This window comes from Amycolatopsis sp. NPDC003861 (genome assembly GCF_053605405.1).
In genome coordinates this window covers 1-25,116 of record NZ_JBSGJD010000140.1, presented here as the reverse complement: position 1 = coordinate 25,116, position 25,116 = coordinate 1, and the positions used below count along the sequence as shown (strand labels likewise).

22 protein-coding genes are annotated in these 25,116 nt (G+C 72.3%); 17 read left to right on the top strand and 5 right to left on the bottom strand.

The window, feature by feature from the left end; all coding sequences use genetic code 11:
* Positions 1-143: 143 nt before the first annotated feature.
* Together ACWEVN_RS29680 and ACWEVN_RS29675 are read right to left on the bottom strand one after the other, a co-directional pair.
* Positions 144-2,519, bottom strand: a complete 2,376-nt coding sequence (locus tag ACWEVN_RS29680; protein WP_452053485.1) for a LuxR C-terminal-related transcriptional regulator — start codon at positions 2,517-2,519, stop codon at positions 144-146.
* Complete coding sequence (locus ACWEVN_RS29675; RefSeq protein WP_310976011.1) at positions 2,516-3,628, bottom strand: Hsp70 family protein; 1,113 nt, start codon at positions 3,626-3,628, stop codon at positions 2,516-2,518. The genes ACWEVN_RS29680 and ACWEVN_RS29675 overlap by 4 nt, the downstream gene beginning before the upstream one ends.
* Before the next feature lie 303 nt (positions 3,629-3,931).
* Between ACWEVN_RS29675 and ACWEVN_RS29670 the strand changes: the two genes are divergently transcribed.
* From ACWEVN_RS29670 to ACWEVN_RS29650, 5 genes are all read left to right on the top strand, one after another.
* Positions 3,932-4,939, top strand: a complete 1,008-nt coding sequence (locus ACWEVN_RS29670; protein WP_452053484.1) for an IniB N-terminal domain-containing protein — start codon at positions 3,932-3,934, stop codon at positions 4,937-4,939.
* A 101-nt stretch (positions 4,940-5,040) separates the two neighbouring features.
* Positions 5,041-6,822 (top strand): dynamin family protein, encoded by a 1,782-nt coding sequence (locus ACWEVN_RS29665; protein WP_452053483.1) that lies wholly within the window; start codon positions 5,041-5,043, stop codon positions 6,820-6,822.
* The gene (locus ACWEVN_RS29660; protein WP_452053482.1) at positions 6,819-8,021 is read left to right on the top strand and encodes a GTPase; all 1,203 of its coding nucleotides are present in this window, start codon (positions 6,819-6,821) and stop codon (positions 8,019-8,021) included. The genes ACWEVN_RS29665 and ACWEVN_RS29660 overlap by 4 nt, the downstream gene beginning before the upstream one ends.
* A gap of 148 nt (positions 8,022-8,169) precedes the next feature.
* Entirely contained in the window at positions 8,170-9,714 is a 1,545-nt protein-coding gene (locus ACWEVN_RS29655; RefSeq protein ID WP_452053481.1) for an acyl-CoA synthetase, read from the top strand.
* Positions 9,714-10,262 (top strand): TetR/AcrR family transcriptional regulator, encoded by a 549-nt coding sequence (locus tag ACWEVN_RS29650; RefSeq protein WP_449687448.1) that lies wholly within the window; start codon positions 9,714-9,716, stop codon positions 10,260-10,262. Before ACWEVN_RS29655 ends, ACWEVN_RS29650 begins: the two co-directional genes overlap by 1 nt.
* A gap of 33 nt (positions 10,263-10,295) precedes the next feature.
* Here ACWEVN_RS29650 and ACWEVN_RS29645 read toward each other — a convergent pair whose 3' ends face one another.
* Positions 10,296-10,697, bottom strand: coding sequence for a PPOX class F420-dependent oxidoreductase (locus ACWEVN_RS29645; RefSeq protein WP_310976018.1), 402 nt, complete (start codon positions 10,695-10,697; stop codon positions 10,296-10,298).
* A gap of 156 nt (positions 10,698-10,853) precedes the next feature.
* On the opposite strand from ACWEVN_RS29645, the gene ACWEVN_RS29640 reads away from it, so the two are divergent.
* The gene (locus tag ACWEVN_RS29640) at positions 10,854-12,059 is read left to right on the top strand and encodes a glycosyl hydrolase family 8 (RefSeq protein WP_452053480.1); all 1,206 of its coding nucleotides are present in this window, start codon (positions 10,854-10,856) and stop codon (positions 12,057-12,059) included.
* Here the strand turns inward: ACWEVN_RS29640 and ACWEVN_RS29635 are convergent.
* On the bottom strand, positions 12,056-13,039 hold the full coding sequence (locus ACWEVN_RS29635) for a Gfo/Idh/MocA family protein (RefSeq protein WP_452053479.1): 984 nt from the start codon (positions 13,037-13,039) through the stop codon (positions 12,056-12,058). The two genes, ACWEVN_RS29640 and ACWEVN_RS29635, sit on opposite strands and share 4 nt — an antisense overlap.
* A gap of 97 nt (positions 13,040-13,136) precedes the next feature.
* On the opposite strand from ACWEVN_RS29635, the gene ACWEVN_RS29630 reads away from it, so the two are divergent.
* From ACWEVN_RS29630 to ACWEVN_RS29610, 5 genes are read left to right on the top strand one after another with little or no spacing between them, the layout of a single operon-like run.
* Complete coding sequence (locus tag ACWEVN_RS29630; protein WP_452053478.1) at positions 13,137-14,084, top strand: ABC transporter substrate-binding protein; 948 nt, start codon at positions 13,137-13,139, stop codon at positions 14,082-14,084.
* A gap of 1 nt (position 14,085) precedes the next feature.
* Entirely contained in the window at positions 14,086-14,964 is an 879-nt protein-coding gene (locus tag ACWEVN_RS29625; protein ID WP_452053486.1) for an amino acid ABC transporter permease, read from the top strand.
* Positions 14,957-15,724 (top strand): amino acid ABC transporter ATP-binding protein, encoded by a 768-nt coding sequence (locus ACWEVN_RS29620; RefSeq protein WP_452053477.1) that lies wholly within the window; start codon positions 14,957-14,959, stop codon positions 15,722-15,724. The genes ACWEVN_RS29625 and ACWEVN_RS29620 overlap by 8 nt, the downstream gene beginning before the upstream one ends.
* Positions 15,721-17,439, top strand: coding sequence for an aminotransferase class V-fold PLP-dependent enzyme (locus tag ACWEVN_RS29615; RefSeq protein ID WP_452053476.1), 1,719 nt, complete (start codon positions 15,721-15,723; stop codon positions 17,437-17,439). Before ACWEVN_RS29620 ends, ACWEVN_RS29615 begins: the two co-directional genes overlap by 4 nt.
* A 44-nt stretch (positions 17,440-17,483) precedes the next feature.
* Positions 17,484-17,861, top strand: a complete 378-nt coding sequence (locus ACWEVN_RS29610; RefSeq protein ID WP_449687455.1) for an effector-associated constant component EACC1 — start codon at positions 17,484-17,486, stop codon at positions 17,859-17,861.
* Between the two features lie 118 nt (positions 17,862-17,979).
* Here ACWEVN_RS29610 and ACWEVN_RS29605 read toward each other — a convergent pair whose 3' ends face one another.
* Positions 17,980-19,152 carry a macrolide family glycosyltransferase gene (locus ACWEVN_RS29605; RefSeq protein ID WP_452053475.1) on the bottom strand — a complete coding sequence of 391 codons (1,173 nt, stop codon included), beginning with the start codon at positions 19,150-19,152 and terminating at the stop codon, positions 17,980-17,982.
* A gap of 262 nt (positions 19,153-19,414) precedes the next feature.
* Between ACWEVN_RS29605 and ACWEVN_RS29600 the strand changes: the two genes are divergently transcribed.
* The 6 genes from ACWEVN_RS29600 to ACWEVN_RS29575 all read left to right on the top strand — a co-directional run bounded on the left by ACWEVN_RS29600 (position 19,415) and on the right by ACWEVN_RS29575 (position 25,079).
* Positions 19,415-21,001, top strand: a complete 1,587-nt coding sequence (locus ACWEVN_RS29600) for an alpha/beta hydrolase (protein WP_452053474.1) — start codon at positions 19,415-19,417, stop codon at positions 20,999-21,001.
* Positions 21,002-21,153: 152 nt separating this feature from the next.
* A complete protein-coding gene (locus ACWEVN_RS29595) occupies positions 21,154-22,053 on the top strand; it encodes an ABC transporter ATP-binding protein (protein ID WP_452053473.1) in 900 nt (299 codons plus the stop codon).
* Positions 22,050-22,781: an ABC transporter permease gene (locus ACWEVN_RS29590; protein ID WP_449680327.1), complete on the top strand. Its 732-nt coding sequence runs from the start codon at positions 22,050-22,052 to the stop codon at positions 22,779-22,781. The genes ACWEVN_RS29595 and ACWEVN_RS29590 overlap by 4 nt, the downstream gene beginning before the upstream one ends.
* Positions 22,782-22,838: 57 nt before the next feature.
* The gene (locus ACWEVN_RS29585; protein WP_449687460.1) at positions 22,839-23,462 is read left to right on the top strand and encodes a hypothetical protein; all 624 of its coding nucleotides are present in this window, start codon (positions 22,839-22,841) and stop codon (positions 23,460-23,462) included.
* The gene (locus tag ACWEVN_RS29580) at positions 23,459-23,770 is read left to right on the top strand and encodes a transcriptional regulator (RefSeq protein ID WP_449687461.1); all 312 of its coding nucleotides are present in this window, start codon (positions 23,459-23,461) and stop codon (positions 23,768-23,770) included. Before ACWEVN_RS29585 ends, ACWEVN_RS29580 begins: the two co-directional genes overlap by 4 nt.
* A gap of 1 nt (position 23,771) precedes the next feature.
* Positions 23,772-25,079: a DNA polymerase IV gene (locus ACWEVN_RS29575; RefSeq protein ID WP_452053472.1), complete on the top strand. Its 1,308-nt coding sequence runs from the start codon at positions 23,772-23,774 to the stop codon at positions 25,077-25,079.
* Positions 25,080-25,116 lie beyond the last annotated feature (37 nt).

The window sequence follows — 25,116 nt, the reverse complement described above, 5'->3', positions numbered from 1 at the left end:
CCAGGCCTGCGCCGGATGGCCCGAAACCCCACCCGGCCACTCACACTCTTCGGAATCACCACATGACCAGCACAAACGACTTTGCCGGAACCCTGCCCGGGGCGGGGAGGGCAGCCTGCCGGCGATCCGCCGGGCGCGGCGACCTAAGTCGCGTCGGGCCTGGACAGCAGCTCCCGCAGCGTTGCCAGCAGCTCGCGCCGGTCCGCCGCTCCCAGCTTGCCGCGGATGCGGGCCATGTGGTGCTCCACCGTCTTGCCCGAAATGAACAGCTTGCTGCCCGCCTGCTTGTACGTCAGCCCCTCGACGACCAGGCGGGCCACCTCCAGCTCGCGCTCGCTCAACGCCGCCAAGCCCGTCCCGGCCGCCGGTTCCGATGGTGCTCCCGGGTCGCGGCGGGCCGCCGTTCCCTGGAACTGGCGGGCCGCCTCGAGGAGCTGGACCATCGCCTTGCGGTCGGACGTGCGGATCGCCGCCTGGCCGGCCAGGCGGGCCGCGTCCCAGCGCAGCCCCAGGTCGTGCAGCTCGGCCGCCGCCGCCGTGATGGCGTCCGGGTCGAAACTTCCGCCGAGGACCGCCAGCCAGCCCTGGGCCGCCGTGGCCAGGGCGCGGGGGTGGCGGCCGCAGTGGGCGTGGGTGGTCAGCGTCGCCAGGTGGGCCTTGACCGCGTCCGCGTCCTCCAGGGTGATCGCCGCGTGCAGCTCGTGCCACACCAGGGAGACCGTCCACAGTGGAGGCTCGCCCAGCCGGGCCAGGAGGCCGTGGGCGCGCTCGAACTGGCCGGACAGCTTGGCGAACGCGCCGGTGCGGGCCGCCGCGATCGCCAGCTCACCCAGCGGCAGCAACGTGAACAGGTCCGTCTGCTGCCGCATCGACGCCTGGTACGCCCGGTTCCACGACCGCTGCAGGCCGACGAGGTCGCTCGCCCGGCGCGCCAGGCCGAGTTCCAAGGTGGCGAAGAACAGCTCGTCGCGCGCCTCCAGGGAACGGCCCGCGACGGCGTCGCGGTGTTCGGCCGCCGTCGCCAGGTCGCCCGCCGTCATCGCGACCCAGCCCAGCAGCAACCGGTGGCGCGCGGCCAGGAGATCGCCGCCGGTGCCGCCGTCTAGCGCCCTGCTCAGCACGGACTCCGCCAGCGCCAGCTCGCCCGTGTGCAGGGCGACGAGCGCGGCCAGCGCGGCCGGGCTGTCCGGCAGCAGCGTGCCGCCCAGCGCGGGCTCCAGCATCGTGGCCGCGCCCAGCAGCGTCGACAACGTCTCCGTCGCGCAACCGGACACCGAATCCACGATGCCGCGGGCCATCCGGGTGGCCGCGCCGGCGAACAGCGTCGGCGCGACGCCCGGCGTGGGGGAGTCGAGCAGCCGCCGGGCGCCCTCGAGGTCGCCGGTGCCGACCAGGGCCGTCGCCGAGAACGCGTCGGCGCGGCCCGCCCAGTGGTACAGCTCGGCGCTGCGGGCCAGTTCGCCGCGGTGCGCCAGTACGGTCGCCGCGATTTCCGCGCCCGCCGCCCGGGTTTCCGCGTCGGCCGCGCCGAGCATCCCGTCGCCGAGCCGCAACGCCGTGTCGAGGTCGCCGGACAACGCGGCCGCGCGCGCCCAGCCCGCCGTGACGGCCGCCGAGCGGTCGCCCGCTTCGGCAGCGGCCTCGAACAACTGCGTCGCCAAGCGCGCGTCGGACGGCAGCGCTTCCGCTGCTGCCGCGGCGAACGCGGCCGCCGCGGACGCTCCCGAGCTGCCCGTGCCGAGCAGGGAGCGGGCCAGGTCGAGCACCGGGAGGCCGTTCGCCAGCTGCAGTTCGACCAGCCGCTGCACCGTCGTGAGCCGGCGCGCGGGTGGCCCGAAGTCGCGGACGGCGGCCGCGGCCAGCGGCAGCAGCGTGTCGTCGGGGGCCAGCAGGCCGGTGGCGCGGGCGCCCTCGACGATGGCGGGCAGCTGGTCGGGCCGCCGGTCGAGCAGCGCGCACAGCAGGTCCAGGTTGCGCCCGGCGCCGGCCTCGGCCGCGATCAGGTAGCGGAGGACGTCGTCGTCGAGCTCGTCGAGCTCGGGCCGGAACTCCTCCAGCCGCCCCCGCAGCGCGCGTTCGGCCAGCCGTGGCACCCCGCCGCTGCGCGCGTGCAGCTCGGCGGCGGCCGCGGGGTCGGCGGGCGCACCCGTCACCGCGGACATCAGCCGCGCCACGTCTTCGACGCCGAGCGGGCCGAGCTGCAGCAGCGTCCAGCCGGGCGCCACCGCGGCCGGCCGGTGCGCGACGACGATCGGGCCGTCCGCGCCGGCGAGCAGGTCTTCGAGCTGGTCCGGGCCGAGCCGGTCGGCGTCGTCGACCAGCACGGCCTCGACGCCGGCCTCGCGGTAGCGGCGGTCGAGCGCGGTGAGCAGCACGCTCTTGCCGTACCCGCCGGGAGCGACGACGGCCAGGCGCAGGGGAGCGGCCGGTTCGGCGGCGACGCGGTCGAGCAGCTGCCGCGCCGCCGGGTGCACCGGAACGGTGTGCGGCGAGGGAACCTGCGTGAGCAGAGTGTTCAACAGTGACCTTCCCCGGCGGGGACGCAATGGGTGGGGGACGGAGAGGGACCGGCGGTGGCTTCGCGGGCGGTGACGGTGATCACCACGGCCGAGACCGCCGCGGCGAGCACCAGGACCGCGGCGGCGAGGGGCCGCCGCCGCTTGAACAGGCTGAGCGGGCCGGTGCGCTCGGGCAGCTCGAACGGCGTGATCTCGACCGGCGGCCGGGGCGGCCGCTCGCCGAGCTCACCGAGCGTGTCCACCTTGGGGAGCAAGGTGGTTTCGACGGCGGGGGGTTCCTGCGGGGTGCCGCGGTGGTCGGCGCGCAGGGCCGCGAGGGCAGCCGCGCCGAGCGCGGCGGTCGCCGGCGGAACCGGTCCCGCGAACACCGGGCACGGCGGCCGGGCCGGCAGCGCGTGCGGCGGGACATCGCCGCAGAACACCACCCCGGCGAGCCCCTTGGGGGACGTCGAGGCCGCTCCGGCGAGCGCGAACAGCGTGCTCAACGCGGCCGCCGGGGCCACGCCCTCGGCGCTCTGGCCGGGCTGCCAGCCACTGGCGCCGCTCGCGGTCGCGAGCGTCACGTTCACGCCGTCGGTGCCGAACTCGCAGACCCCGGCGACCTGGGCACCGGGCCCGGGGAGGGGCAGGTGCGCGCCGAGCGCGGCGACCGAGCCGGGGACCAGCGTCACCGCGGTGAACCCGGAGTCGGCCAGCGCCCGGCGCAGCACGTCACGGCGGTAGCCGCCCCAGTCGCCGGGGTGGGTCAGCACCAGGTGCTGCGGGGGTCCGCCGAACAGGTTCGCCGCGTGTTCGGCGATCCCTTCGACGAGGACGGTGGTCAGCGTCTCGGGCGGGAACGGCTCGCCTTCGACGAGCATCGGCACGTCGTCGCCGATCCGCCGGTGGAAGCCGGTCAGCAGCCGGGACGGGACCTGGGCGCCGGCCTGCGCGGCGGCGTCGCCGGTGAGCAGGTACCCCTCGTCGTCGAGGAACAGCGCGGACGCGGCGGCCGGGGAGCGTTCACCCAGCCAGAGGGGTTCGGGCTCGCCCCAGCCGGGGCCCTGTCGGCGGCAGGTCGCGGCGTGGGTCCGGCCCTGGGCCACATCGATCCCGAGGACGTAGGGCAACGGCGCTTTCCTCCTCACCTCGTGGCGGCCGATCGGGGGCACGGAATCCCCCTAGGGTTCGGGGCATCCTCACCCAAACGGGTTAGTCAGGCAAGGGTCTGGAGGGATTTAACCCAACTGAGCGCGTCTCGGATGAGCCCCTAACTCCCTAACGATGACATATCGATCCCCTATCGGCTGACTGGCCCGCGACTCGGAGTGATCCCCGATGTGCGTTGGGGGACGGTCTCCCTACCTTGATCACGGAGCAGCGGTCCCTGCGGTCGCTGCCGTCCCCCGAACCACCGGACCAGGAGAACTTCCATGGAATCCGTGCAGACCTTGCACGACTTCGCCCTGAACCTGCTCAACGACCCGACCGCGCTGGCGGCCTTCGGGACGGACCCGCAGGGCGCCCTCGCTGCCGCCGGTCTCGGCGACGTCAGCGCCGCCGACGTGCACGAGGTCCTGCCGCTGGTGCTCGACTACGTGCCGGTCGACAGCCTCCCGGCCGTGGGCGGCCTCCCCGTCGTCGGCGACCTGTCCCCGGTCGGCACCGACGCCCCGGGCATCCAGGGCGCGATCGACCAGCTCACCGCCCTCACCGCGGGCCTCGGCCTGCCGGCCACCTCGGGCCTGCCGGGCGTCGGCGACCTGGGTGTCGGCGAGCTCCCGGTCGTGGGCGACCTGCCCGCCGTCGGCGGCGTCGGCTCCCTGCCGGTCGTCAACGAGGTGACCAACGCCGCCAACGCGAGCGCGCTGGCCGGCAACGTGACCGGTGCCGTCCTCGGCGGCGACCTGGCCCACGGCCTGGACTCGCAGGCCCTGTCGAACCTGACCGCGGCGCCGGGCTACCTGACCGACCCGAACACCGGCGTGGTCCCGCAGGCCGTTTCGGCCGCCGGCTCGGCCGTCTACGACGTCAAGGACCTCGGCGCCCACGTCGACTACCAGGCGCACGACGTCACCGGCCTCGCGACCGGCGCCGTCACCGGCACGGTCGACCACGTGACCGGCTCGCTCGGCAACGTCGGCAACGTCGGCGACTTCTCCGGCATCCTCAAGGGCGCGGGCGACATCGACGTCAAGCACGTCACCGGCGAGGTCTCCAACGCCGTCCACGGCCTCGGTGACGTCACCAACACCGTGACCTCCGCCACCGGCATCAACGTCGACCACAACCCGGTCGGCAACGTCGGCGAGCTGGCTTCCGGCAACGCCACGGCCGTCCACGACGTCGTGTCCGATGTCTCGGACATCAGCCACAACGCGCTGGGCAACCTGCACCTCGGCGACATCGCCTCGGGCAACGACCTCCACCTCGGGCACTGATCCCCGAACCGGTCACCGGTGCCCGTCCCGCGGTCTGGGTGCAGCCGCGGGACGGGCACCCGGTGTGCGTACGGGGAGTGAACCGGGGACACTCGACCATCGTGACCGCACCGGCTTGGCTCGAAGTGCTCAACGAGACGCTGGACGCGTGCCGCACGCACGGCCGCGCCGATCTCGCCGAGCGCCTGCGCAGACGCCGGGACGCCCCGCCCGGGCAGACCCGGCTCGGCGTGCTCGGTTTTCCCAAACAGGGCAAGGGGTACCTGCTCAACGCCGTGCTGAACGCGCCGGTGTGCGCGGTCGGCGACGCCGCGACCCCCGCCGTCCCCACCGAAATCGCCTACTCGCCCGAACCCGCCGCGACCCTGGTCGGCCGGTCCCGCGAACGGATCCCCGTCGCGGTCGAACGGCTCACCGGCGAACTCGGCGCCCGGCCCGCCGGCACGCTCAGCCGCGTCGAGGTCGGCGTGCCCCGCGAACTCCTCTCGGCCGGCCTCGTCCTGGTCGACACCCCGCCGGTCGGTGACCCGCGGTCTCCGCGCACCGCCGCCGCGCTCGACATGCTCGCCGAAGCCGACGCGGTGATCCTCGTTTCCGACGCGACGGCGCCGCTGACGGCCGCCGAACTCGCGCTGGCGCGGCACGTCCGCACCTGGTGCCCGCACGTCGTGCTGGCGCTCACGAAGATCGACGCCAGTCCCGGGTGGCGCGCGGTCGCCGAACGCAACCGCGCGATGCTCGGCGAGGCCGGGATCGACGCGCCCGTGTTGCCCGTTTCGGCCGTGGTGCGCCAAGCCGCCGCGAAAACCGGTGACGCGGAACTCAACGCCCGCTCGGGTTTTCCGGAGCTGCTCGCCTGGATCGCCGAGCAGGCCGCACGTCCGCCCGAGCAGTCCCGCGCGCTGCTCGCCGCCGTCGGGGTGCGCGCCGCGGCCGCCGAGCTGGTGGAGTCGCTGCGTGATCGCATCGACGCCGCCGGGCAGGACGCCGGGCTCGGCCAGGCCGCGCTGCTGCAGCGGGCCCAGCGCCGCGCGGACGACCTGCGCCGGCAGAACACCCGGTGGCAGAACCTGCTGTCCGACGAAATCACCGACCTGCTGTCCGACGCCGAGTACGACCTGCGCGAGCGGACGCGCAAGATCGTCTCCACGATCGACCGGACCTTCGACGAAGGCGACCCGGCGAAGGTGTGGGACGAATTCGCGCCCTGGCTGGACAACGCGCTGGCCGAGGCGGTCGACGTCAACTACGCGTGGCTGGCCGACCGGGCGGAGTGGATCGCGCAGGCGGTCGCGGCGTGCTTCGGCGCCCAGTACGACCGGGCCCTGCCCGACCTGCGGCTCGACGGCTCCGGCGTGGAGCAACTCGACGAGGTCGGCCGCCCGAAGATCGAGAAGTTCAAGATCGGCCAGCAGGCGTTCACCGGCCTGCGCGGGTCCTACGGTGGCGTGCTGATGTTCGGCCTGGTCACCAGCCTCGCCGGGCTGCCGCTGATCAACCCGGTCTCGCTCGGCGCCGGTGCCGCGTTCGCCGCGAAGACGATCAAGGACGAGGGCGGGATGCGGCTGCAGCGGCGGCAGGCCGTCGCCAAGCAGGCGGCGCAGCGGCACGTCGACGACGTCTTCCTGCGGTTCGGCAAGGAATGCCGCGACGCGATCCGCGTCGTGCAGCGGCGCCTGCGCGACCACTTCACCGGGCTGGCCGAGGAACTCGCCGACGAGCTGACGCGCGAACGCGAGACGATCCTGGCCGGCACCGCCGAGCGCGAGCGGCGGACCGGGCACATCCGCCGCGAGATCGACCGGCTCGCCGGGCTGCACCAGCGCGCGGGCGAGCTCGGCACGATCGCCGGACGGCAGCCGCGGCGGGAGCTCTCGGCGTGACCCAGGACGTCCGCGACCTGCTGCACGCCGCGGCCGGGCTCTACCGGGACGACCCGCGGGCGTCGGCGCTGCTGCACGACTGCCTCAACCGGCTGGAGCAGCCGCTGCGCGTCGCGTTCACCGGCGCGCCGTCGTCGGGGAAGACGACGCTCGCCGCCGCGCTGGGCGAATGGCCGACGCGCGCGCTGCGTGACTTGGTGCTGCTCGACGACCCCGGTCCGGCCGACGACGTCCCGGACGCGACGGTCCGCTTGGTCCGCCACCTCGAGCCGGACGAGCTCGCGGCGGCGCACCCGCCGGGCGGCTCGCCGTTCGCGCGGCAGAGCGCGGTGAACTCGGTGCTGGTGCTGTCGCGGGCCGACGAGGTCGGCGCGGGCCGGATCGACGCGCTGCTCACCGCGAAGCAGCTCGCGCGGCGCGCGTGGCGGGAAGACCCGCTGTGCACCGGGTTCCTGGGCGTGATCGCCGTCGCCGGGCAGCTCGCCTACGGCGGCCGTTCGTTGCGCGACGACGAGTTCGACTTGCTGGCGGCGTTCGCCGCGGTGCCGCGCGAGGAGCTGGAACGGCACGTGCTGTCGGTGGATTCGTTCACCGATCCGGCGTTCCCGGGCCCGATCCCGGTCGAGACGCGCCGGTCGCTGGTGGTGCGGTTCGGCATGTTCGGCGTCCGGCTGGCCCTCACCTTGATCCGCACCGGCTGCGACGACCGCATCAAGCTCTCGGCGGAATTGGTGCGCCGCAGCGGGTTGGGCGAGCTGCGCGACACCCTGGCCGGGTGTTTCGTGGCGCGAGCCGAGGCACTGCGGGCCCGCACGGCGATCATCCGGCTGGAAGCCTTGCTGGCCGCCCAGCCCCGCCCGGGCGGCGACCGGCTGGTGTCCCGGGTGGAGCGGTTCGCCGCGGCCGCGCACGATTTCCGGGAGCTGCGCCTGATCGCCGACATCCGCGGCGGCCGCACGGCGTTGTCGGGGGAGCCCGCCGAGGAAGCGGTCCGGCTGCTGGGCGCCCAGGGCACGGCCCCGGCCGACCGGCTGGGCCTGGAACCGGACGCGGACCCGAACGAGATCTACGAGTCCGGCCTCGACGCCCTGCGGCGCTGGCGGCACGAGGCCGAGCGCCCGGACCGCCCCCACGCCGAACGAACCGCGGCGCACGTGGTGGTGCGGTCGGCCGAAGGACTGCTTTCGCTCTTCGCCTGACCGGTTCACCGCATTCGCTGCTTGCGGGTGAACTCCTGGCGAGCATTGACGGCCGTGGCGCCGCAGCGCACCATAGAGCGGTCTATGGCCACTGTGGCCGATGACACAGCGCGTTCCGTGGTCCAGCGCCGGCCCGAAGGGAACTCCCATGCCCGAAGACGTCCGCCCCCGGATCCGGTTGTTCGGCGAGCTCCTCGCGCACTGGGCGCGCGAGCGCCCCTCGGACCCCGCGCTGATCTTCGGCGACCGGACGTGGACCTGGGCGGAGTTCGACGAGCGGGTCCGGCGGCTGTCCGGCGCCCTCGCGGCCGCCGGCGTGGCCCGGGGCGACCGGGTCGCCTTCGTCGACAAGAACCACCCCGCCTGCCTGGAGACGACCTTCGCGGCGGCCGGGCTCGGTGCCGCCAACGCCGTGGTGAACTGGCGGCTGTCCGGTGACGAACTCGCCTACGTCCTCGCGGACGCGGGTGCGAAGGTCGTCTTCGTCGGCGCCGAACTGCGGGCCGCCCTCGACGCGATCCGCGACCGGCTGCCCGCGGTGGAACGGGTGATCGTCGTCGGCGGGGCCGCCGACGAGTACGAGGCCTTCCTGACCTCCGCCGCGCCGCACGGCGGAAGCGACGTCGACCCCGGCGACGGCGTCCTCGTCATGTACACCAGCGGCACCACCGGTTTCCCGAAGGGCGCCGTGCTGACCCACCGCAGCGTCCTCGCGCACGGCCTGGCCGCCGGGACCGCGTTCCCGATCGGCCCGGGCGACGTCAACCTGGTCGCGATGCCGCTGTTCCACGTCGGCGGCAGCTGTTACGCCGTTTCCGGATTCCTGTACGGCGAGCCGTCGTACCTGACCCGCGAGCCGGACGCGGCGTCGCTGTTCGCGGCCCTGCAGGCCGGGATCACGCACGCCTTCCTGGTGCCCGCCGTCGTGGCCGGGATCGCGCAGGCCGGCGAGGCCGCGCTCCAGGCGTTCTCGCGGCTGAAGTACCTCTGCTACGGCGCCTCACCGATGCCGCTCCCGTTGCTGCGCACGGTGCTCGCCGCCTGGCCGGACGTCAAGTTCGCCCAGGTCTACGGCATGACCGAGCTGTCCGGCGCGGTCACCGCCCTCGACCCGGAGGCGCACCGCGACGCGTCCCGCCCCGAGCGGCTGGCCTCGGCGGGCACCGCACTGTCCGGAGTGGACCTCCGGATCGTCGACCCGGTCACGGCCGAGGACGCCGGAGTCGGCGAGGTGTGGGTGCGCACCGAGCAGCGGATGGCGGGCTACCTCGGCAAGCCCGAAGCGACCGCGGAGACCATGGTGGACGGCTGGGTCCGCACCGGTGACGTCGGGCGCCTGGACGACGGCGGGTTCCTGTTCCTCGAGGACCGCGTCAAGGACATGATCATCACCGGCGGTGAGAACGTCTACTCGCCCGAGGTCGAGCGCGTGGTGGCGGAGTTCCCCGGCGTCGCCGAGGTAGCCGTGATCGGCATCCCGGACGACCGCTGGGGCGAGCAGGTCAAGGCCGTCGTGGCCGGCGACCAGCTCGACGCCGAGAAGATCGTGGAGTTCTGCCGCGAGCGGCTGGCCCACTACAAGTGCCCGCGCAGCGTCGACGTCGTGGCCGCGTTGCCGCGCAACGCCACCGGCAAGATCCTCAAGCGTTCGCTGCGGGAACCCTACTGGCGGGACCGGGACCGGAACGTCTGATGCCGCCGGTCACCCGGCACCGCTACTTCGAGGCCGCGCTGGACGTGCTGGCGCGGCACGGGTTCACCGAGCTGAACGTCGGCGCGCTGTGCCGCGGCCTCGGCGTCACGAGCGGGTCGTTCTACCACCACTTCGGCGGCTGGCCGGGTTTCGTGGCGCAGCTGCTGGACCACTGGGAGAACCGCCAGGTGCGCATCCTGCGCGAGCGCCATTTCGGCACCGGCGGGCCGGCGGCCGACTTCGCGGCGCTGATGGACCTCACCCTCGGGCTGCCGCACGAGGCCGAAGCCGCCATCCGCGCGTGGGCGCGGAACGACGAAACCGTGCGCGCGGCGCAGAAGCGCGTCGACGACGCCCGGCTGCGGACGGTCGGCAAGGCGGTCGAGGGGATCGTCGGCGACCGGGCGCTGGCCCGGACGCTGACGTCACTCGGGATGGCGATGCTGGTGGGGCACCAGCAGCTCGCGTCGGCGGGGGAGCACGGCGAGCTGACGGACCTGCTCGCCGAGTACACCCGGCTGGTGCACTCCCGCGCGGGCGGCGGTTAGAGCTGGGTTCGGGTTCGCTGCGAAGTCTGCGGATCAGGCGTTGCCGAGCACGCGGGTGACGGTGATCTCGATGACCACCCGCTGCGGGTTCGGCTTGGGCTGCCGGTAGCGGGCGGCGTACCGGTTTTCGGCGTCGCGCACCGATTCCGGGTCTTCGCGCAGCACCGCGCGTCCCTCCAAAGTGGACCAGCGCGGGCCGTCGAGCTGGCAGACCGCGACCGGGATCCCGTCCGCGCCCGCGGCGCGCACGAGCCGGGCCTTGACCGACGGGGCGAAGGTGATCACCCGGGCGAGGCCGGCCTCGAAGTCGACGGTGACGCCGACCGCGACGACGTGCGGCGTGCCGTCCGGCCGGACCGTGGTCAGCGTGGCCAGGTGGCGCTCGGTCCAGAACGCGCGGAAGTCCGGCCCGCGGCCGTCGAGGTCGATCGTCATGACGTCCACGCTAGTCCGTCCGGGTGGGCGGGGCGCGTGCGGATCCACGCAGGGTAATAGTAAGGAAAGTTTCCTAACACTCTTGACCTGGTCTTGAACCTTCTGTCACGCTTCGAATCACCTCGCCGCAGCCAACGATTTCTTTACGGAGGAGCCATGAAGAGAGTCGTCCGGGCGGCGGTGGTTTCGGCCGCGCTGGCCGCGGGGCTGCTGAGCGTGCCCACGTCCGCGTCCGCGGCCGGCACGCCGTACGTGCCGGGAACGCTGCGGCCGTCGGTCTCGCAGGCCACGCAGGACGCGGCCCTGCAGAAGTACTACGAATTCTGGAAGAAGAACTTCCTGACCACCAAGTGCGGCAGCGGTACGTACGCGGTGCTGTCCAAGGACGCCGACCACTCCTTCGTCGCCGAGGGCGAGGGGTACGGCATGACGATCGCGGCGATGATGGCGGAGAAGGACCCGCAGGCCCGCGCAATCGTCGACGGGATCCTGAAGTTCGTGAAGGCGCACCCGTCGGTCAACAACAAGGACCTCCACGCGGCCGAGCAGGACTCGAACTGCAAGAGCGTCAACGGCAGCGACTCGGCCACCGACGGCGACCTCGAGATCGCCTACGGCCTGCTGATCGCGGACAAGAAGTGGGGCAGCGGCGGCGCGGTCAATTACAAGGCCGAAGCCGTCCGGATCATCAACGCGATCAAGAAGAGCGAGGTCAACGGCACCACGAAGTTCACCTTGCTGGGCGACTGGGGCAACGACGCGGAGTACAAGAACAGCTCCCGTTCGTCGGACTGGATGCCGGGCCACCTCCGCGCCTTCGCGGCGGCGACGGGGGACAGCTTCTGGACGTCGGTCCGCACCCGTTCGGAGACGGCGGTGACCCAGCTGCAGTCGTCGTACGCGCCGAACACGGGACTGCTGCCGGACTTCGTGGTCAACACGAACTCGACGCCCAAGCCGGCACCGGCGGACTTCCTGGAGGGACCGTACGACGGCAAGTACAGCTGGAACGCCTGCCGCGACCCGTGGCGCCTGGGCGCAGACGCGATTTCGGTTTCCGGAAGCGCGGCGGCGGGCCAGGTCCGCAAGATGAACACGTGGATCAAGTCGGCGACGGGCGGTGACCCGTCGAAGATCCAGAGCGGGTATTCGCTGTCGGGATCGAAGACGGAGAGCGGGCAGCACCCCTGCTTCACGGCCCCGTTCGCGGTGGCGGCGATGACGGACCCGGGTAGCCAGGCGTGGCTGGACAAGCTGTGGACGGCGGTTTCGTCCTGGTCGCCGGATGCGACGGACTACTACGGGACCGGGATCACGGTTCAGGTGCTGTTGATTTTGAGCGGTAACTACGTGGCCGCCTAGCTCGGCTCGCGCGGCGGCAGTCCCGCGGCCCGGTAGATCTCGTCGATCACGGTCATCGTCTCGACCGCGTCGGCCGCCGAGGTCTTCACCGGTGCGCCCTCCAGGACTGCCGCCGCGAACGCGTCCAGCTGGTACGCGTAGGTCGCCCGGCGGGGGAACTTCTCCGTGCGCTTCACCCCGTCGATCTCCACCGTGAAGCGGTGGTACGCCTGGGGCATCAGCGGGTTCACCACCCGGATCGACCCACGGGAACCCGTCACCGACGCGCTGATCTTCAGCACCGATGACGACCACATCGAGCACTTGATCCGGCCCGTGTGGCCCGAGGGGTACGCCAGCTCCGCCGTCATCGCGCGGTCCACCTGCGGCGACCGCAGCCGAGCCGTGGCCGACACCACCTTCGGCGTCTCGCCACCGAACAGGCGTGCCATGTGGACCGCGTAGCAGCCCGCGTCCATCGTGGCCCCGCCCGCCAGTCCGTAGTCGTAGCGGATGTCCGAGAGCTTCGGCAGCGGGAAACACACCGCCGTCTCGACCCGTTGCAGCGAACCCAGCTCGCCCGAGGCCACGAGCTCCTCCACCCGCAGGGCCAGCGGGTGGTACCGGTAGTGGAACGCCTCCATCACCACCCGGTCCGACGCCGAAGCCAGCTCGGCGATCTCCCGGGCCTCGGCCGCGTTCGCCGTGAACGGCTTCTCGCACAGGACGTGTTTTCCCGCCGCCAACGCCGCTCGTGTCCAGCGGCCGTGCAGGCCGTTCGGCAGCGGGTTGTACACCGCGTCGATGTCCGGATCCGCCAGGAGGTCCTCGTACGAGGCAACCACCCGGGGGATCCCGTGCCTGGACGCAAACGCTTGCGCGCGCTCCGGGGACCGGGCCGCGACCGCGGTCACGGACACCGGGGACACAGCAGCAGCAGGCTTGACCAAGGCCGCGGGCGCGATGCGAGCCGCCCCCAGGATGCCGATCCGCAGGCTCATGTCCGCGAAGCTAGCACCGGCCAGGATTTCAACAGGCAGTTGACCGCTTCAACAACGAGTTGTAGCGTGCCAGCCAGCCGAACAGTGGAGGTCCGTTATGTCCCGTTCTCGTACCGTGCAGGCGGTGTTGCTGGCGAGCGTCGCCGTGCTGGTGACGGCTTGTGGTGGCGGCCCGGACGGCGCGGGCGGGACGTCGCAGGCCGCCGGCGCGCCCGCGTCCGGCATCCCGGACACCGCGGCGATCGTCCAGGGCGTCCAGAAGGACGCCCAGCTCAACACCGCTCTCCCGGACACCGTCAAGCAGGCCGGCCTGCACCTGGCCTCGAACCTGCAGTCCGCGCCCAACAACTTCTACGCCGCCGACGGCAAGACCCCGATCGGCTACGAGGTCGACCTCGCGAAGGCCATCGCGGCCAAGCTCGGCGTCGCCGTCACGCACCAGGACATGGCGTTCGGCTCGCTCATCACCAGCCTCCAGTCCGGCCGCATCGACCTCACCATGGCCGGCATGAACGACACCAAGGCGCGTCAGGCCCAGATCGACTTCGTCGACTACTTCACCTCCGGCATCACGATCATGATCCGCAAGGGCAACCCCGACGGCATCACCGGCCCGGACACCCTCTGCGGCAAGAACGTCGCCGTCGTGCAGGGCACCAGCCACCAGAAGTTCGCCGCCGAGCAGAGCACGAAGTGCACGCAGGCCGGGAAGCCCGCCGTGAACGTCACCGCGACCGACAGCGACAACCAGAACCAGAACCAGCTGCGCACCGGCCGTGTGCAGGCGATCCTCAACGACCTCCCCAGCGCCGTCTACATCTCGCGGACGGCCGGTGACGGCAAGTTCTTCGAGGTCGTCCCGGGCGAGCCGATCGACGGCGGCCCGTACGGCATCGGCGTCAACAAGGCCAACACCGCGCTGCGCGACTCCGTGCAGAAGGCGCTCCAGGCCCTGATCGCCGACGGCACCTACGGCAAGATCCTGCAGGCCTGGGGCGTCGAGCAGGGCGCGATCAAGGAGGCCGCGGTCAATGGTGGATCCTGAGGTGGCGGCTCCTGAACCGCTCCCGATCGTCCGGCTCCGCCACTGGGGCCGCTGGGTCGCCGCCGCGATCATCATCGCGCTGCTCGTCCTGCTGAGCATCGCCCTCGGCAACGCGCAGATCGAGTGGAACCAGGTCCCGGACTTCGTCTTCTACAAGGTGATGGCGACCGGCCTGCTCAACACCGTCGTCCTCGCCGTGCTGTCCCAGGCCGTCGCGATCGTGCTCGGCATCGTCATCGCCCTGCTGCGCCGCAGCGCCAATCCGGTCGCCCGCTGGTTCGCCGCCGGCTACATCTGGATCTTCCGCGGCCTTCCGGTGCTGCTGCAGATCCTGCTCTGGTACAACCTGGCGCTCGTCTTCCCGGTCATCGACATCCCGTTCCTCGTCCACGCGCAGACGAACGTCCTGATCAGCGCGTTCACCGCCGCGTTCCTCGGCCTGGCGCTCAACGAAAGCGCGTACATGGCCGAAATCGTCCGGGCCGGCCTGAACAGCGTCGACAGCGGCCAGACCGAGGCGGCGAAGTCGATCGGCATGACGCCGGCCGCGACGCTGCGCCGGGTCGTGCTGCCGCAGGCCATGCGCGTGATCATCCCGCCGACCGGCAACGACTTCATCAACATGCTCAAGGGCACGTCGATGGCGTCGGTGATCGGCGTGACCGAGCTGATCCACGCGGCTAACAACATCTCGTCCAACAACCTCCTGGTGATGGAGACGCTGCTGGCCGCGGCCGTCTGGTACATGGTCGTGGTGACCGTCGCCGGCGTCGGCCAGCACTACCTGGAACGCGCCTTCGGCCAGGGCGACCGCGGCCCGCTCGCCCGCGCGGGCAAGGCGCTGCGCGGCGTGCCGCTGGTGAGGAGTGCCCGTGTCTGAACCCCTGCTGCGCGCCGTCGGCGTCCGGAAGTCCTACGGCCACACCGAAGTCCTCGGCGGCATCGACCTGGACGTCCACAAGGGACAGGTCGTCTGCCTGCTCGGCCCGTCCGGTGCCGGGAAGAGCACGTTCCTGCGCTGCATCAACCACCTCGAGACCATCGACGCCGGCCAGATCTGGGTCGACGGCGAGCCGATCGGCTTCCGGCAGCGCGGCGGCAAGCTGTACGAGCTGCGCGAACGCGAGGTGGCGCGCCAGCGGCGTGACATCGGCATGGTGTTCCAGCGGTTCAACCTCTTCGCGCACCGGACGGCCCTGGAGAACGTCGTCGAAGGACCGATCCGGGTCCTCGGGCTGCGTCCCGAAGACGCCCGCAAGCAGGGCCTCGGGCTGCTCGACCGGGTCGGGCTGGCGCACCGGGCCGACGCCTACCCGGCGCAGCTGTCCGGCGGCCAGCAGCAGCGCGTGGCGATCGCGCGGTCGCTGGCGATGAAGCCGAAGCTGATGCTGTTCGACGAGCCGACGTCGGCCCTCGACCCGGAGCTGGTCGGTGAAGTGCTGGAAGTGATGAGTACGTTGGCGGGGGAGGGGATGACGATGGTCGTCGTGACGCACGAGATGAGCTTCGCCGCGGAGGCCGCCGACGAGGTGGTGTTCCTGGCCGACGGCGCCGTCGTCGAGACCGGGCCGCCCTCGGAGGTCCTGAGCGCGCCGAAGCACGACCGCACCCGGCAGTTCCTGGCGAGGATCCTCGCGTGAGGAGGATTTCGCCCCGCTACCTGCTCCAGTTCGACGAGCCCGCCGGCTACCTCGACTTCGCCCGGTTCGGCCCGCCCTCGCACGCGGTGCTCGACACGACGGCCGCCCTGCTCGACCAGGCCACCACGGCCGGGCCGTCCACTGTGGACGAGCTGATGCGGCAGGAGGTCCGGGCCAAGGCCGCCGCCGCGCGGCTGTCCGGCTCGGACACCGACCACACCGTGCTGCTGCCCAACACCAGCCTCGGCCTGTTCCAGGCCGCCTTCCACAGCACCGGCGAGGTGCTCGTGTCCGCTTCGGAGTTCCCGGCCAACACCTACCCGTGGTCTCGGGCCGAGCAGGCCGGGCGGCTGCGCGTGCGCCGGCTGACCAGCGGATACGTGACGCCCGAGCGGGTCGCGGCGGCGCTGACGCCGGAGATCACGACGGTCAGCGTCAGCGCGGTCGACTTCCGCACCGGCTACCGCGCCGACCTCGCCGCGCTGCGCGAGGTCGTCGGCGACCGGCTGCTGGTCGTCGACGGCATCCAGGGCTTCGGCGTCGTCGAGGAGCCGTGGGAGGTCGCCGACGTCCTGGTCGTCGGCGGGCAGAAGTGGCTGCGCGCGGGCTGGGGGACCGGCTTCGCGGTGCTGTCCGACCGCGCGCTGGACCGGATGGACCCGGTGCTGTCCGGCTGGACCGGCGCGCGCGACCCGGGCCTGTTCGACGACGAGATCCACCCGCCGGACGCGACCGCCCAGGCCTGGTCGATCTCCAACCTCAGCCCGATCACCTCCGGCGCGTTCGCCGAGGCCCTCGAGCTGGTCGAAGAAGCCGGTGTCGGTGCCATCGCGGCGCGGATCGCCGAGCGGCTGGCCTCCTTCGAAGAGGTGCTGGCCTCCTGTGGCGCCGAAGTCGTCTCGGCGGTCGACCGCCGCGCGGGGATCCTGGCGTTCACCCTGCCCGGCCACCCCGCCGAGCAGGTCGGGGCGGCTTTGGCGAACGCCGGGATCGCGGCGACCGTGCGCCCCGAGCACGTCCGGCTGTCACCGCACGCCTCGACCCCGGCGGCGGCCGCGGACCTGCTGCGCTCCGCGCTGGAGACGTTGACGCGGCCGCGCGAACCCCTGGTGGTCCCGGCCGCCGGGGCGACCACGCACGACGTGCTCACCGCGCTGGTGCCGGCCATCCCGGGCCTCGCGGCGATGCTCGGCCCGGGCAACGAAGTCCTGCTGCACGACCTGAGCCGGCTGCCGGACTCGATCATCGCCATCGCCGGCGACCTCACCGGCCGCAGCGTCGGCGGCCCGATGACCGACCTGCTGCTCGGCCTGGTCCGCCGCGGCACCACCCAGGACCTGACGAACTACCGCACGCACGGCCCGGACGGGCGGCCGATCCGCTCCTCGACGCTGTTCCTGCGCGACGCCGACGGGGTCGCGGTCGGCTGCCTGTGCGTCAACAGCGTCGAGGAGGCCGCGGCGCCGGGCGGCAACGGCGAGCCGGAGACTTTCCCACCGGACGTCGACAGCCTGCAGCGGTTCCTCGTGGACCGGGCGGTGACGAAGGCGGGCATCCCGGTGGACCTGATGAAGAAGCGCCACAAGGCGGCCGTGGTGCGGGAGCTCGACGAAGCCGGTTATTTCCTCATCAAGGACGCGGTCGACCACCTGGCCGGCCGCCTCGACGTCACCCGCTACACGATCTACAACTACCTCAACGAGATCCGCGCCTGATCGGCCGCTTGCCACCCGCGCGTTCCGGGCGGACCATGGCGCGCATGACCGAATCGGACACCCGGGCCCTGGTCCGGCTCGAAGCGGACGGCGAGGCGGACGCCGAAGAGTTCGACCTGCTCGCCCGCCGCCTGCGCGCCGAGCTGGGCGGCCTGGACGTGGACGTGCAGCCGGTGCCGGGCGAGCTCCCCCCGGGCGCGAAGGCCGCGGACCCGGTGACGGTCGGATCGTTGATGGTGGCGTTCAGCGCGGCGGGCGGCGTGTTCCCCGGCCTGGTCGAGACGTTGCGCGAATGGCTGGGCCGCCAGGCGGGCCGGCACAAGATCAAGGTGACGATCGACGGCGACACGGTCGAGCTGGAGCGGGCGACGACGGCCGAGCGCCAGCAGCTGATCGACGCTTTCGTCCGCCGCCATGGCTAGCCGCCACGCCCTGCTGATCGCGACCGAGACCCACGGACCCGACCCCTGCCCCCGGGCCCGAGACGGCCGCCACCGAGCCGGTGGCGGCCGCCGAGAGCGACGGCGCTGCCGAGAAGATCTACTTCAGATAGGACTCCACCGCATCCGCGGCGAAGGAAACCCCACCGTGACCCCGGATCTCCGCCTTCAACTCCGCCAACCTCGCCGCCACCGAAGCCGACGACGACACCTCGTCCACCGCCTCCCGCAGCGATGAAGCCGTCACCTCGGTGGCCGGCAGGTGGCGGCCCACGCCCAGCGCCTCCAGCTGGGCCGCGTTGCCGAACTGGTCCGCCGCCTGGGGAATCGCCACCGTCGGGACGCCGAACCACAGCGCTTCCGTCGCTCCGCCCATCCCCGCGTGCGTGATGAACGCCGACGCCGCCTCCAGCACCGCCAGCTGCGGCACGCTCTCGTGCACCTCCACCGACGGCGGCAGCGGCCCCAGCGACGCCGGCGAGACGTGCTTCCCGATCGACATCACCACGTGCCAGTCCTCGGCGAACGCCTCGACGCACGCCCGGTACACCGGAAGCTGGTCGTTGAACGCCGTCCCGAACGACACGAGCAGCACCGGACGTCCCGACGACGGCGGGGTCCACGAACGGTCGGCCAGCCGCGCCGGATCCAGGCACGGCCCGACGAACCGCACGTGCGATCCCACCCGGTCCGCCGACGGCTGCATCGCCCGGGGAATCAGCGAAAGCACCCGCGCCGGGTGCCCGAGCCACTCCCAGGGATCCGCGGAAACCCCGTGGGACGCCAGCCACTCCGCCAACGTGGCCGCATAGTCCACACCGGACGGTGACGCCTTGATCGGGTCCATCACCGGCGCCATTTCCTCGTCGTAACCCTCCCACGCCACCAGCGTCGGCGACAGCTGCACGGCCGGCACGCCGTACCGCAGCCCCAGCAGCGGCGCGCCCAGCCCGCCGATGTCGTACAGCACGAGATCCGGCCGGTCACCGTCGAACCGCTCGATCAGGCCGGGGTGGATCGCGATGGCTTCGTCGAGGAAAACGCGCATGGCCTCGGCCGGCTCTTCCGGCCACACGGCCGCTTCGCCGAGCGGGAAGATCGTCGGGTGCTCGACGACGTCGGCGCCCGTCGGCGCGACCAGCGAAGCCAACGGCGACCCGACGACGTAGGACACCCGGTGCCCGCGGCGGACCAGTTCGGCGATCACGCCCAGCGACGGGAAAATGTGGCTCGGCGCGGTGCAGCCGACCATGACGATGTGTTTGCGCAGCATGGTGCTCCTTCAAGCCGGAAAGACCAGACGGCGCGCAGGTGAAGGGGCTCTCCCGATCGGCGGGGAGCCCGGCGGTCACGCCGTCTCAGACGAGGCGGAGCCGGATGAAGAAGATCATGGAACCGACCGTACGGGATCCCGGAACGTCCGCGCCACCCGATTTCCCCCCTTCGTAGGGCGTTCGTGCTCGACGGTCCCGTCGGAGCCCGTGCCGGGTCTAGGGTTTCTCCCGCTGGAAGACGCCCGGAAAAGGGAGAAATCAGTGAGACGTGTCGTATTCGCCGTCGCGGCGGTGGTGGCGTCCGCGCTCGTGGCCGCACCCGCCGCGAACGCAACGCCGGCCGCCAGCGCCGCGCCGGACGCGAAACCGGCGTCGATCGCCTGGGGACCGTGCACCGACCCCACGCTGTCCGGCGCCGGCGCCGAATGCGGGTACCTCGGCGTGCCGCTCGACTACCGCAAGCCGGGCGGGGAGCAGGTCCAGCTCGCCGTCAGCCGCGTCAAGCACAAGGTGCCCGACGCGCAGTACCAGGGCGTCATGCTGACGAACCCGGGCGGCCCCGGCGGTTCCGGCCTGCTGCTGGCCACCCGCGGGCCCCGGATCCCGAACCACGCCGGCGACGCCTACGACTGGATCGGCTTCGACCCGCGCGGGGTCGGCGCCAGCAAGCCCGCGCTGAGCTGCGACAAGAACTACATGGACTACAACCGGCCGCAGTACGTGCCGTTCACCCCGCAGCTGGAGAAGACCTGGCTGAACCGCGCCAAGGGGTACGCCGACGCCTGCGCGAAGAACAACTCGCGGGCCCTGCTGGAGAACATGAAGACGACCGACACGGTCAAGGACATGGACTCCCTCCGCAAGGCGCTCGGCCAGAAGCAGCTGAACTTCTACGGCTACTCCTACGGCACCTACCTCGGCGAGGTGTACGGCTCGCTGTACCCGCAGAACGTCCGGCGGATGGTGCTCGACTCGACGGTCGACCCGCGCGGCGTCTGGTACGGCGACAACCTCAACCAGGACGTTGCCTTCGACCGGAACATCCTGATCTGGTTCGGCTGGGTCGCCCAGCACGACGACGTCTACCACCTCGGCAAGACCCAGGCCGCGGTGCAGCGGGTGGTGAACGAGCAGCTGCTCAAGACGTCGTTCACCCCGGCCGGCGGCGTGATCGGGCCGGACGAGATCCTCGACGTCATCCAGCAGGCGAGCTACTACCAGCTGCGGTGGACGCTGCTGGGCGACGCGCTGTCCCGGTTCGTGAACAAGGGTGACTGGCAGAACTGGAAGTCGCTCTTCGAGGCCTTCGGCGGCCGCGGCGACGACAACAGCTACGCGGTCTACCTCGCCGTGCAGTGCACCGACGTCCAGTGGCCGCAGAGCTGGAACCAGTGGCGGCGCGACAACTGGCAGACCTTCGCCAAGGCGCCGTACTTCACTTGGCAGAACGCCTGGTTCAACGCGCCCTGCGTCTATTGGCCCGCGAAGGCCGGAAAGCCGGCGAAGATCGACGGCCGGGACGTGCCGAGCGTGCTGATGATCGACGAGACGCTGGACGCGGCGACGCCGTTCGAGGGCAGCCTCGAGGTCCGCAGCCGCTTCCCGGGCGCGTCGCTGATCGCCGAGCCGGGCGGCACCAGCCACGCGATCACCCCGCGCCAGAACGCCTGCGTCGACAACAAGATCGCGGACTACCTGGCGACGGGCGCCCTTCCGGCCCGCAAGCCGGGCCGCGGGGCCGACGTCGAATGCGCCCCGCTGCCCCAGCCGGTTCCGACGGCACCGACGGCGGCCAAGGCCGACGTCGCGGCCACCCAGGGCCTGGTCGCCGGGCGGTTCGCCGGCTGACCTGCGGAAACCCTCGGAAACGGGGTGTCGGGCCCAGTGCCCGGCACCCCGTTTTCGTGCTTTCCGGCGCCGGGGGCTTTGAACCCTCGTGGACTTTGTGTTACAAAGTGCGCAGCAACTTTGCGCTACAAAGTCCACGAAAGGAGGACGCCATGACTGGGGGACCGGCGTTCGCGCTCCACGGCCTCACCAAGCGGTTCGGGCAGGTCACGGCGGTCGACGGGGTGTCCGTCGAGGTCGCGCGCGGGGAGGTCGTCGCGCTGCTCGGGCCGAACGGCGCGGGCAAGTCGACCACCGTCGACATGCTGCTCGGGCTGACCAAGCCGGACGCGGGGGAGGTGACCGTCGCGAGCGGCACCCCGCGCGCCGCCGTCGACCGGGGGCTCGTCGGGGCGATGATGCAGAACGGCGCGCTGCTGCCGGACGCCACCGTCGGCGAGATCGTCGGCCTGATCGTCTCGACGCACGAGAACCCGCTGCCCGCCGCCGAGGTGATCGCCCGCGCGGGCCTGGAAAAGCTCGTGAAACGCCGCTGCGGCAAGCTGTCCGGCGGGGAGCGCCAGCGCGTCCGGTTCGCCCTGGCCCTGGCCGGCGACCCGCAGCTGCTCGTGCTCGACGAGCCCACCGCGGCGATGGACGTCGACGGCAGGCGCGCGTTCTGGGCCGCCATCCGCGAGTTCGCCGCCGGCGGCCGGACCGTGCTGTTCGCGACGCACTACCTCGCCGAGGCCGAGGACTACGCCGACCGCGTCGTGCTGATGCGCCACGGCGTCGTCGTCGCCGACGGCCCGGTCGCCGAGGTCCGGGCCGCGGTGTCCGGCCGGGTGCTCAAGGCCGTCGTGCCCGGCGCGACCGACACGGACCTCGCGCACCTGCCCGGCGTCACGAGCGTGCAGCTGCGCGGCGGCCGCGCCGAGCTCGCCTGCGCCGACTCCGACGCCGCGATCCGCGCCCTGCTCGCGGCGCACCCGCAGGCGTCCGACATCGAAATCACCGCGCTGGGCCTCGAAGAAGCCTTCCTGGCGCTGACCGCCGAGGAGGCCGCCGCGTGAACACGACGTACCTGAGCCTGGAGATCAAGCGGATCGTCCGCAGCCCGCAGTTCACCATCTTCACCATCGGCATGCCGCTGGCCATGTTCCTGCTGTTCGGCTCGATCTTCGGCAAGCTCGTGACCCCGAACGGCCTGGCCTCGAACGTCCAGACCATGATCAACCTGGCCGCGTACGGCGCGAGCGGCGGCGCCCTGTTCACCGGGACGCGGGTGGCGCAGGAACGCACCGACGGCTGGCAGCGGCAGCTGCGGCTCACGCCGATGCGCGGCCCCGGCTACCTGGTGGTCAAGGTGCTGTCGGCGATGGCCGTGGCGCTGCCGGTCCTCGTGGTGCTGTTCCTCGCCGGGCTGGCGACGGGGGTCGAGATGACCGCCGCGCAGTGGGGCCTGGTGCTGGTGTCGCTGTGGCTGGGCGTGCTGCCGTTCGCCGTGCTGGGCCTGGCCATCGGCCTGTTCGGCAAGGGGGACACGGTCGGCGCCGTCACCGGCGCGCTGATGATGCCGCTGGGCATGCTCGGCGGCCTGTGGATCCCGCTCTGGGTGCTCCCGGACTGGATGGCGACCGTGGCGCACTTCTTCCCGACGTTCTGGCTCGGCCGGGTCGGCCTCGAACCGCTGGCCCACCAGGGCGGGATGCTCGTGGCGGCGCTCGTGCTGCTGGGCTGGCTGGTGGTGCCGGCGCTGGTCGTGCTGCGCCGGTTCCGGCTGGACACGGCGCGGCTCTAGATGCGTGTTAGCTTCCGTGCAGTGCTGCGGGGTCTGCACGGGAGGAGGGCGAACCAGGTGGAAGACGAGCCGATGTCGGCCGAGGAGTCGCTGAACCTGATCGCCCGGCAGAACCAGCGGACGCGCCGGGAACTGGGCGGGGGCCCGGCGCGGATGCTCGCCGCCTGGGCCTTCGCCTGGATCGTCGGCTGGGGCTTCACCTACGTGACGGTCCAGCCGGGCGTCGCGATCCCCGGCTGGGTCGCCGGCGCCATCGTCGTCCCGCTGCTGTTCCTGGGCGCGATGGCCTACACGACCTACACCAGCATCCGGTCCGGCCGCGGGATCCGCGGGCCGTCCCGCACGATCGGCGCGATGTACGGCTACGGCTGGGCGCTCTCCTCGATCGGGCTGATGGTCGTCGACATCCGGATCACGCAGTTCCAGTCGTTGTCGTCGGAACAGGTGTCGCTGCTGTGGTCGGGCACCTGGCTGCTGCTCACCGGCGTGATGTACCTGGCGGGCGGCATGGTGTGGCAGGACAAGCTGATGTACGGCCTCGGCGCGTGGATGATCGTGTCGGCCGCGCTGAGCGTGCTCGTGGGCTACCCGCACAACTTCCTCGTGCTCACGATCTGCGGGGGCGGCGGGTTCCTGCTCGCCGCCATCGTCTACTTCGTCCGCGAGAAGTCCGGCCGATGAGCGAACTGCCCCAGCTCGACCCGGTCATCCACGCCCAGGCGCGGCTGCGGGTCACCGTCGCCCTCGCCGGGCTGCGTCCCGGCGACCAGATCACCTTCCCGCGCCTGCAGCAGCTGCTCGACATGACGGCCGGCAACCTCTCGACCCACCTGCGCAAGCTCGAGGACGCCGAGTACGTCGAGATCACCAAGGCCTACGAGCACCGCACGCCGGTCACCCTGGTCCGGCTGACCACGGCGGGCCGGGCCGCGTTCGAGAGCTACACCAAGGCGCTGCACCGTCTGCTGGACGCCACCGGCGGGGACTGACGTGGCCCGCTGGGTGATCCACCTCGACCTGGACGCCTTCTACGCCTCGGCCGAGCAGCTCACCCGCCCGACGCTGGCCGGCCGTCCCGTGCTCGTCGGCGGGACCGGGCCCCGCGGCGTCGTCGCCGGGGCCAGCTACGAGTCCCGGGCGTTCGGGATCCGTTCGGCGATGCCGATGGCCCAGGCCCGGCGGCTGCTGCCGGCGAACGGCGTGATCGTGCCGCCGCGGTTCCGCGTCTACGAGCGGCTCAGCCAGGAGGTGTTCGCGGTCGTCACCGAGGTCGCGCCGGTGCTGGAGAAGATTTCGCTCGACGAAGCCTTCGCCGAACCGCCTTCGCTGGTCGGCGCTTCCTTCGACGAGGTGACGGCGTTCTGCGCGTCGCTGCGGGCGCGGATCCGGGCGGAGACCGGCCTGGTGGCGTCGATCGGCGCGGGCAACGGCAAGCAGATCGCGAAGATCGCCTCCGACGAGGCCAAACCGGACGGGCTGCTGGTCGTCCCGCAGGGCACCGAACGCGAGTTCCTGGCGCCGCTGCCGGTGCGCGCGCTGTGGGGCATCGGCCCGGTCGCGGAGGGGAAGCTGCGGTTCATCGGCGTCCAGACGCTCGGGCAGCTGGCGGCCCTGTCCGAACCGGACGCCGTGGCGACGCTCGGCGGCGTGATCGGCCGCGACCTGCGCCGGCTGGCGACCGGCGCCGACGACCGCCCGGTGGCCGGCCGCGCCGAGACCAAGCAGGTCAGCGCCGAGACGACGTTCGACACCGACATCAAGGACCTCCCGACGTTGCGCGCGGAGGTCCGCCGGATCGCGGTGGGCGCGCACCAGCGGCTGGTCAAGGCCGGCCGCGTGGCGCGGACGGTGGTGATCAAGCTCCGGCACACGGACATGCACACGGTGACCCGCTCGGAGACGATCTCCGCGCCCACGGACGACCTCGCCGAGCTGTCGGCCACCGCGGAGCGCCTCCTGATCGACCCGGCCGAGTTCGGCGGCATCCGCCTGGCGGGCGTGGCCTACAGCGGGCTTTCGGTGCCGCATCAGGACGCGCTGTTTTCGCTGGCCGCGCCCTCGGCCCCCACGGTGGTGTCGTCCACCCCGGCGCCGTCCCCCGCGGCACCACCGTCGGAGTGGCGCCAGGGCGACGACGTGGTCCACGAGGAGTTCGGCACCGGCTGGGTCCAGGGCGCGGGCCACGGCCGGGTGACGGTCCGCTTCGAGCACCGGTCGTCGGGCCCCGGCGTGGCGCGCACCTTCCCCCAGGCGGACCCGGCCCTGACCCGCGGCGACCCCGGCGAGTGCCTACGCTGAAGCGCCCCAATGTGGCGTTGGGTGCGTTGGACGCACC

Bases quoted from the DNA above. Each gene is read 5' to 3' on its own strand.
- ACWEVN_RS29630 (WP_452053478.1), top strand. From the start codon at position 13,137: ATGTCCCGTTCTCGTACCGTGCAGGCGGTGTTGCTGGCGAGCGTCGCC.
- ACWEVN_RS29640 (WP_452053480.1), top strand. From the start codon at position 10,854: ATGAAGAGAGTCGTCCGGGCGGCGGTGGTTTCGGCCGCGCTGGCCGCG.
- ACWEVN_RS29670 (WP_452053484.1), top strand. From the start codon at position 3,932: ATGGAATCCGTGCAGACCTTGCACGACTTCGCCCTGAACCTGCTCAAC.
- ACWEVN_RS29635 (WP_452053479.1), bottom strand. From the start codon at position 13,039: ATGAGCCTGCGGATCGGCATCCTGGGGGCGGCTCGCATCGCGCCCGCG.
- ACWEVN_RS29605 (WP_452053475.1), bottom strand. From the start codon at position 19,152: ATGCTGCGCAAACACATCGTCATGGTCGGCTGCACCGCGCCGAGCCAC.
- ACWEVN_RS29650 (WP_449687448.1), top strand. From the start codon at position 9,714: ATGCCGCCGGTCACCCGGCACCGCTACTTCGAGGCCGCGCTGGACGTG.
- ACWEVN_RS29580 (WP_449687461.1), top strand. From the start codon at position 23,459: ATGAGCGAACTGCCCCAGCTCGACCCGGTCATCCACGCCCAGGCGCGG.
- ACWEVN_RS29655 (WP_452053481.1), top strand. From the start codon at position 8,170: ATGCCCGAAGACGTCCGCCCCCGGATCCGGTTGTTCGGCGAGCTCCTC.
- ACWEVN_RS29645 (WP_310976018.1), bottom strand. From the start codon at position 10,697: ATGACGATCGACCTCGACGGCCGCGGGCCGGACTTCCGCGCGTTCTGG.
- ACWEVN_RS29595 (WP_452053473.1), top strand. From the start codon at position 21,154: ATGACTGGGGGACCGGCGTTCGCGCTCCACGGCCTCACCAAGCGGTTC.
- ACWEVN_RS29610 (WP_449687455.1), top strand. From the start codon at position 17,484: ATGACCGAATCGGACACCCGGGCCCTGGTCCGGCTCGAAGCGGACGGC.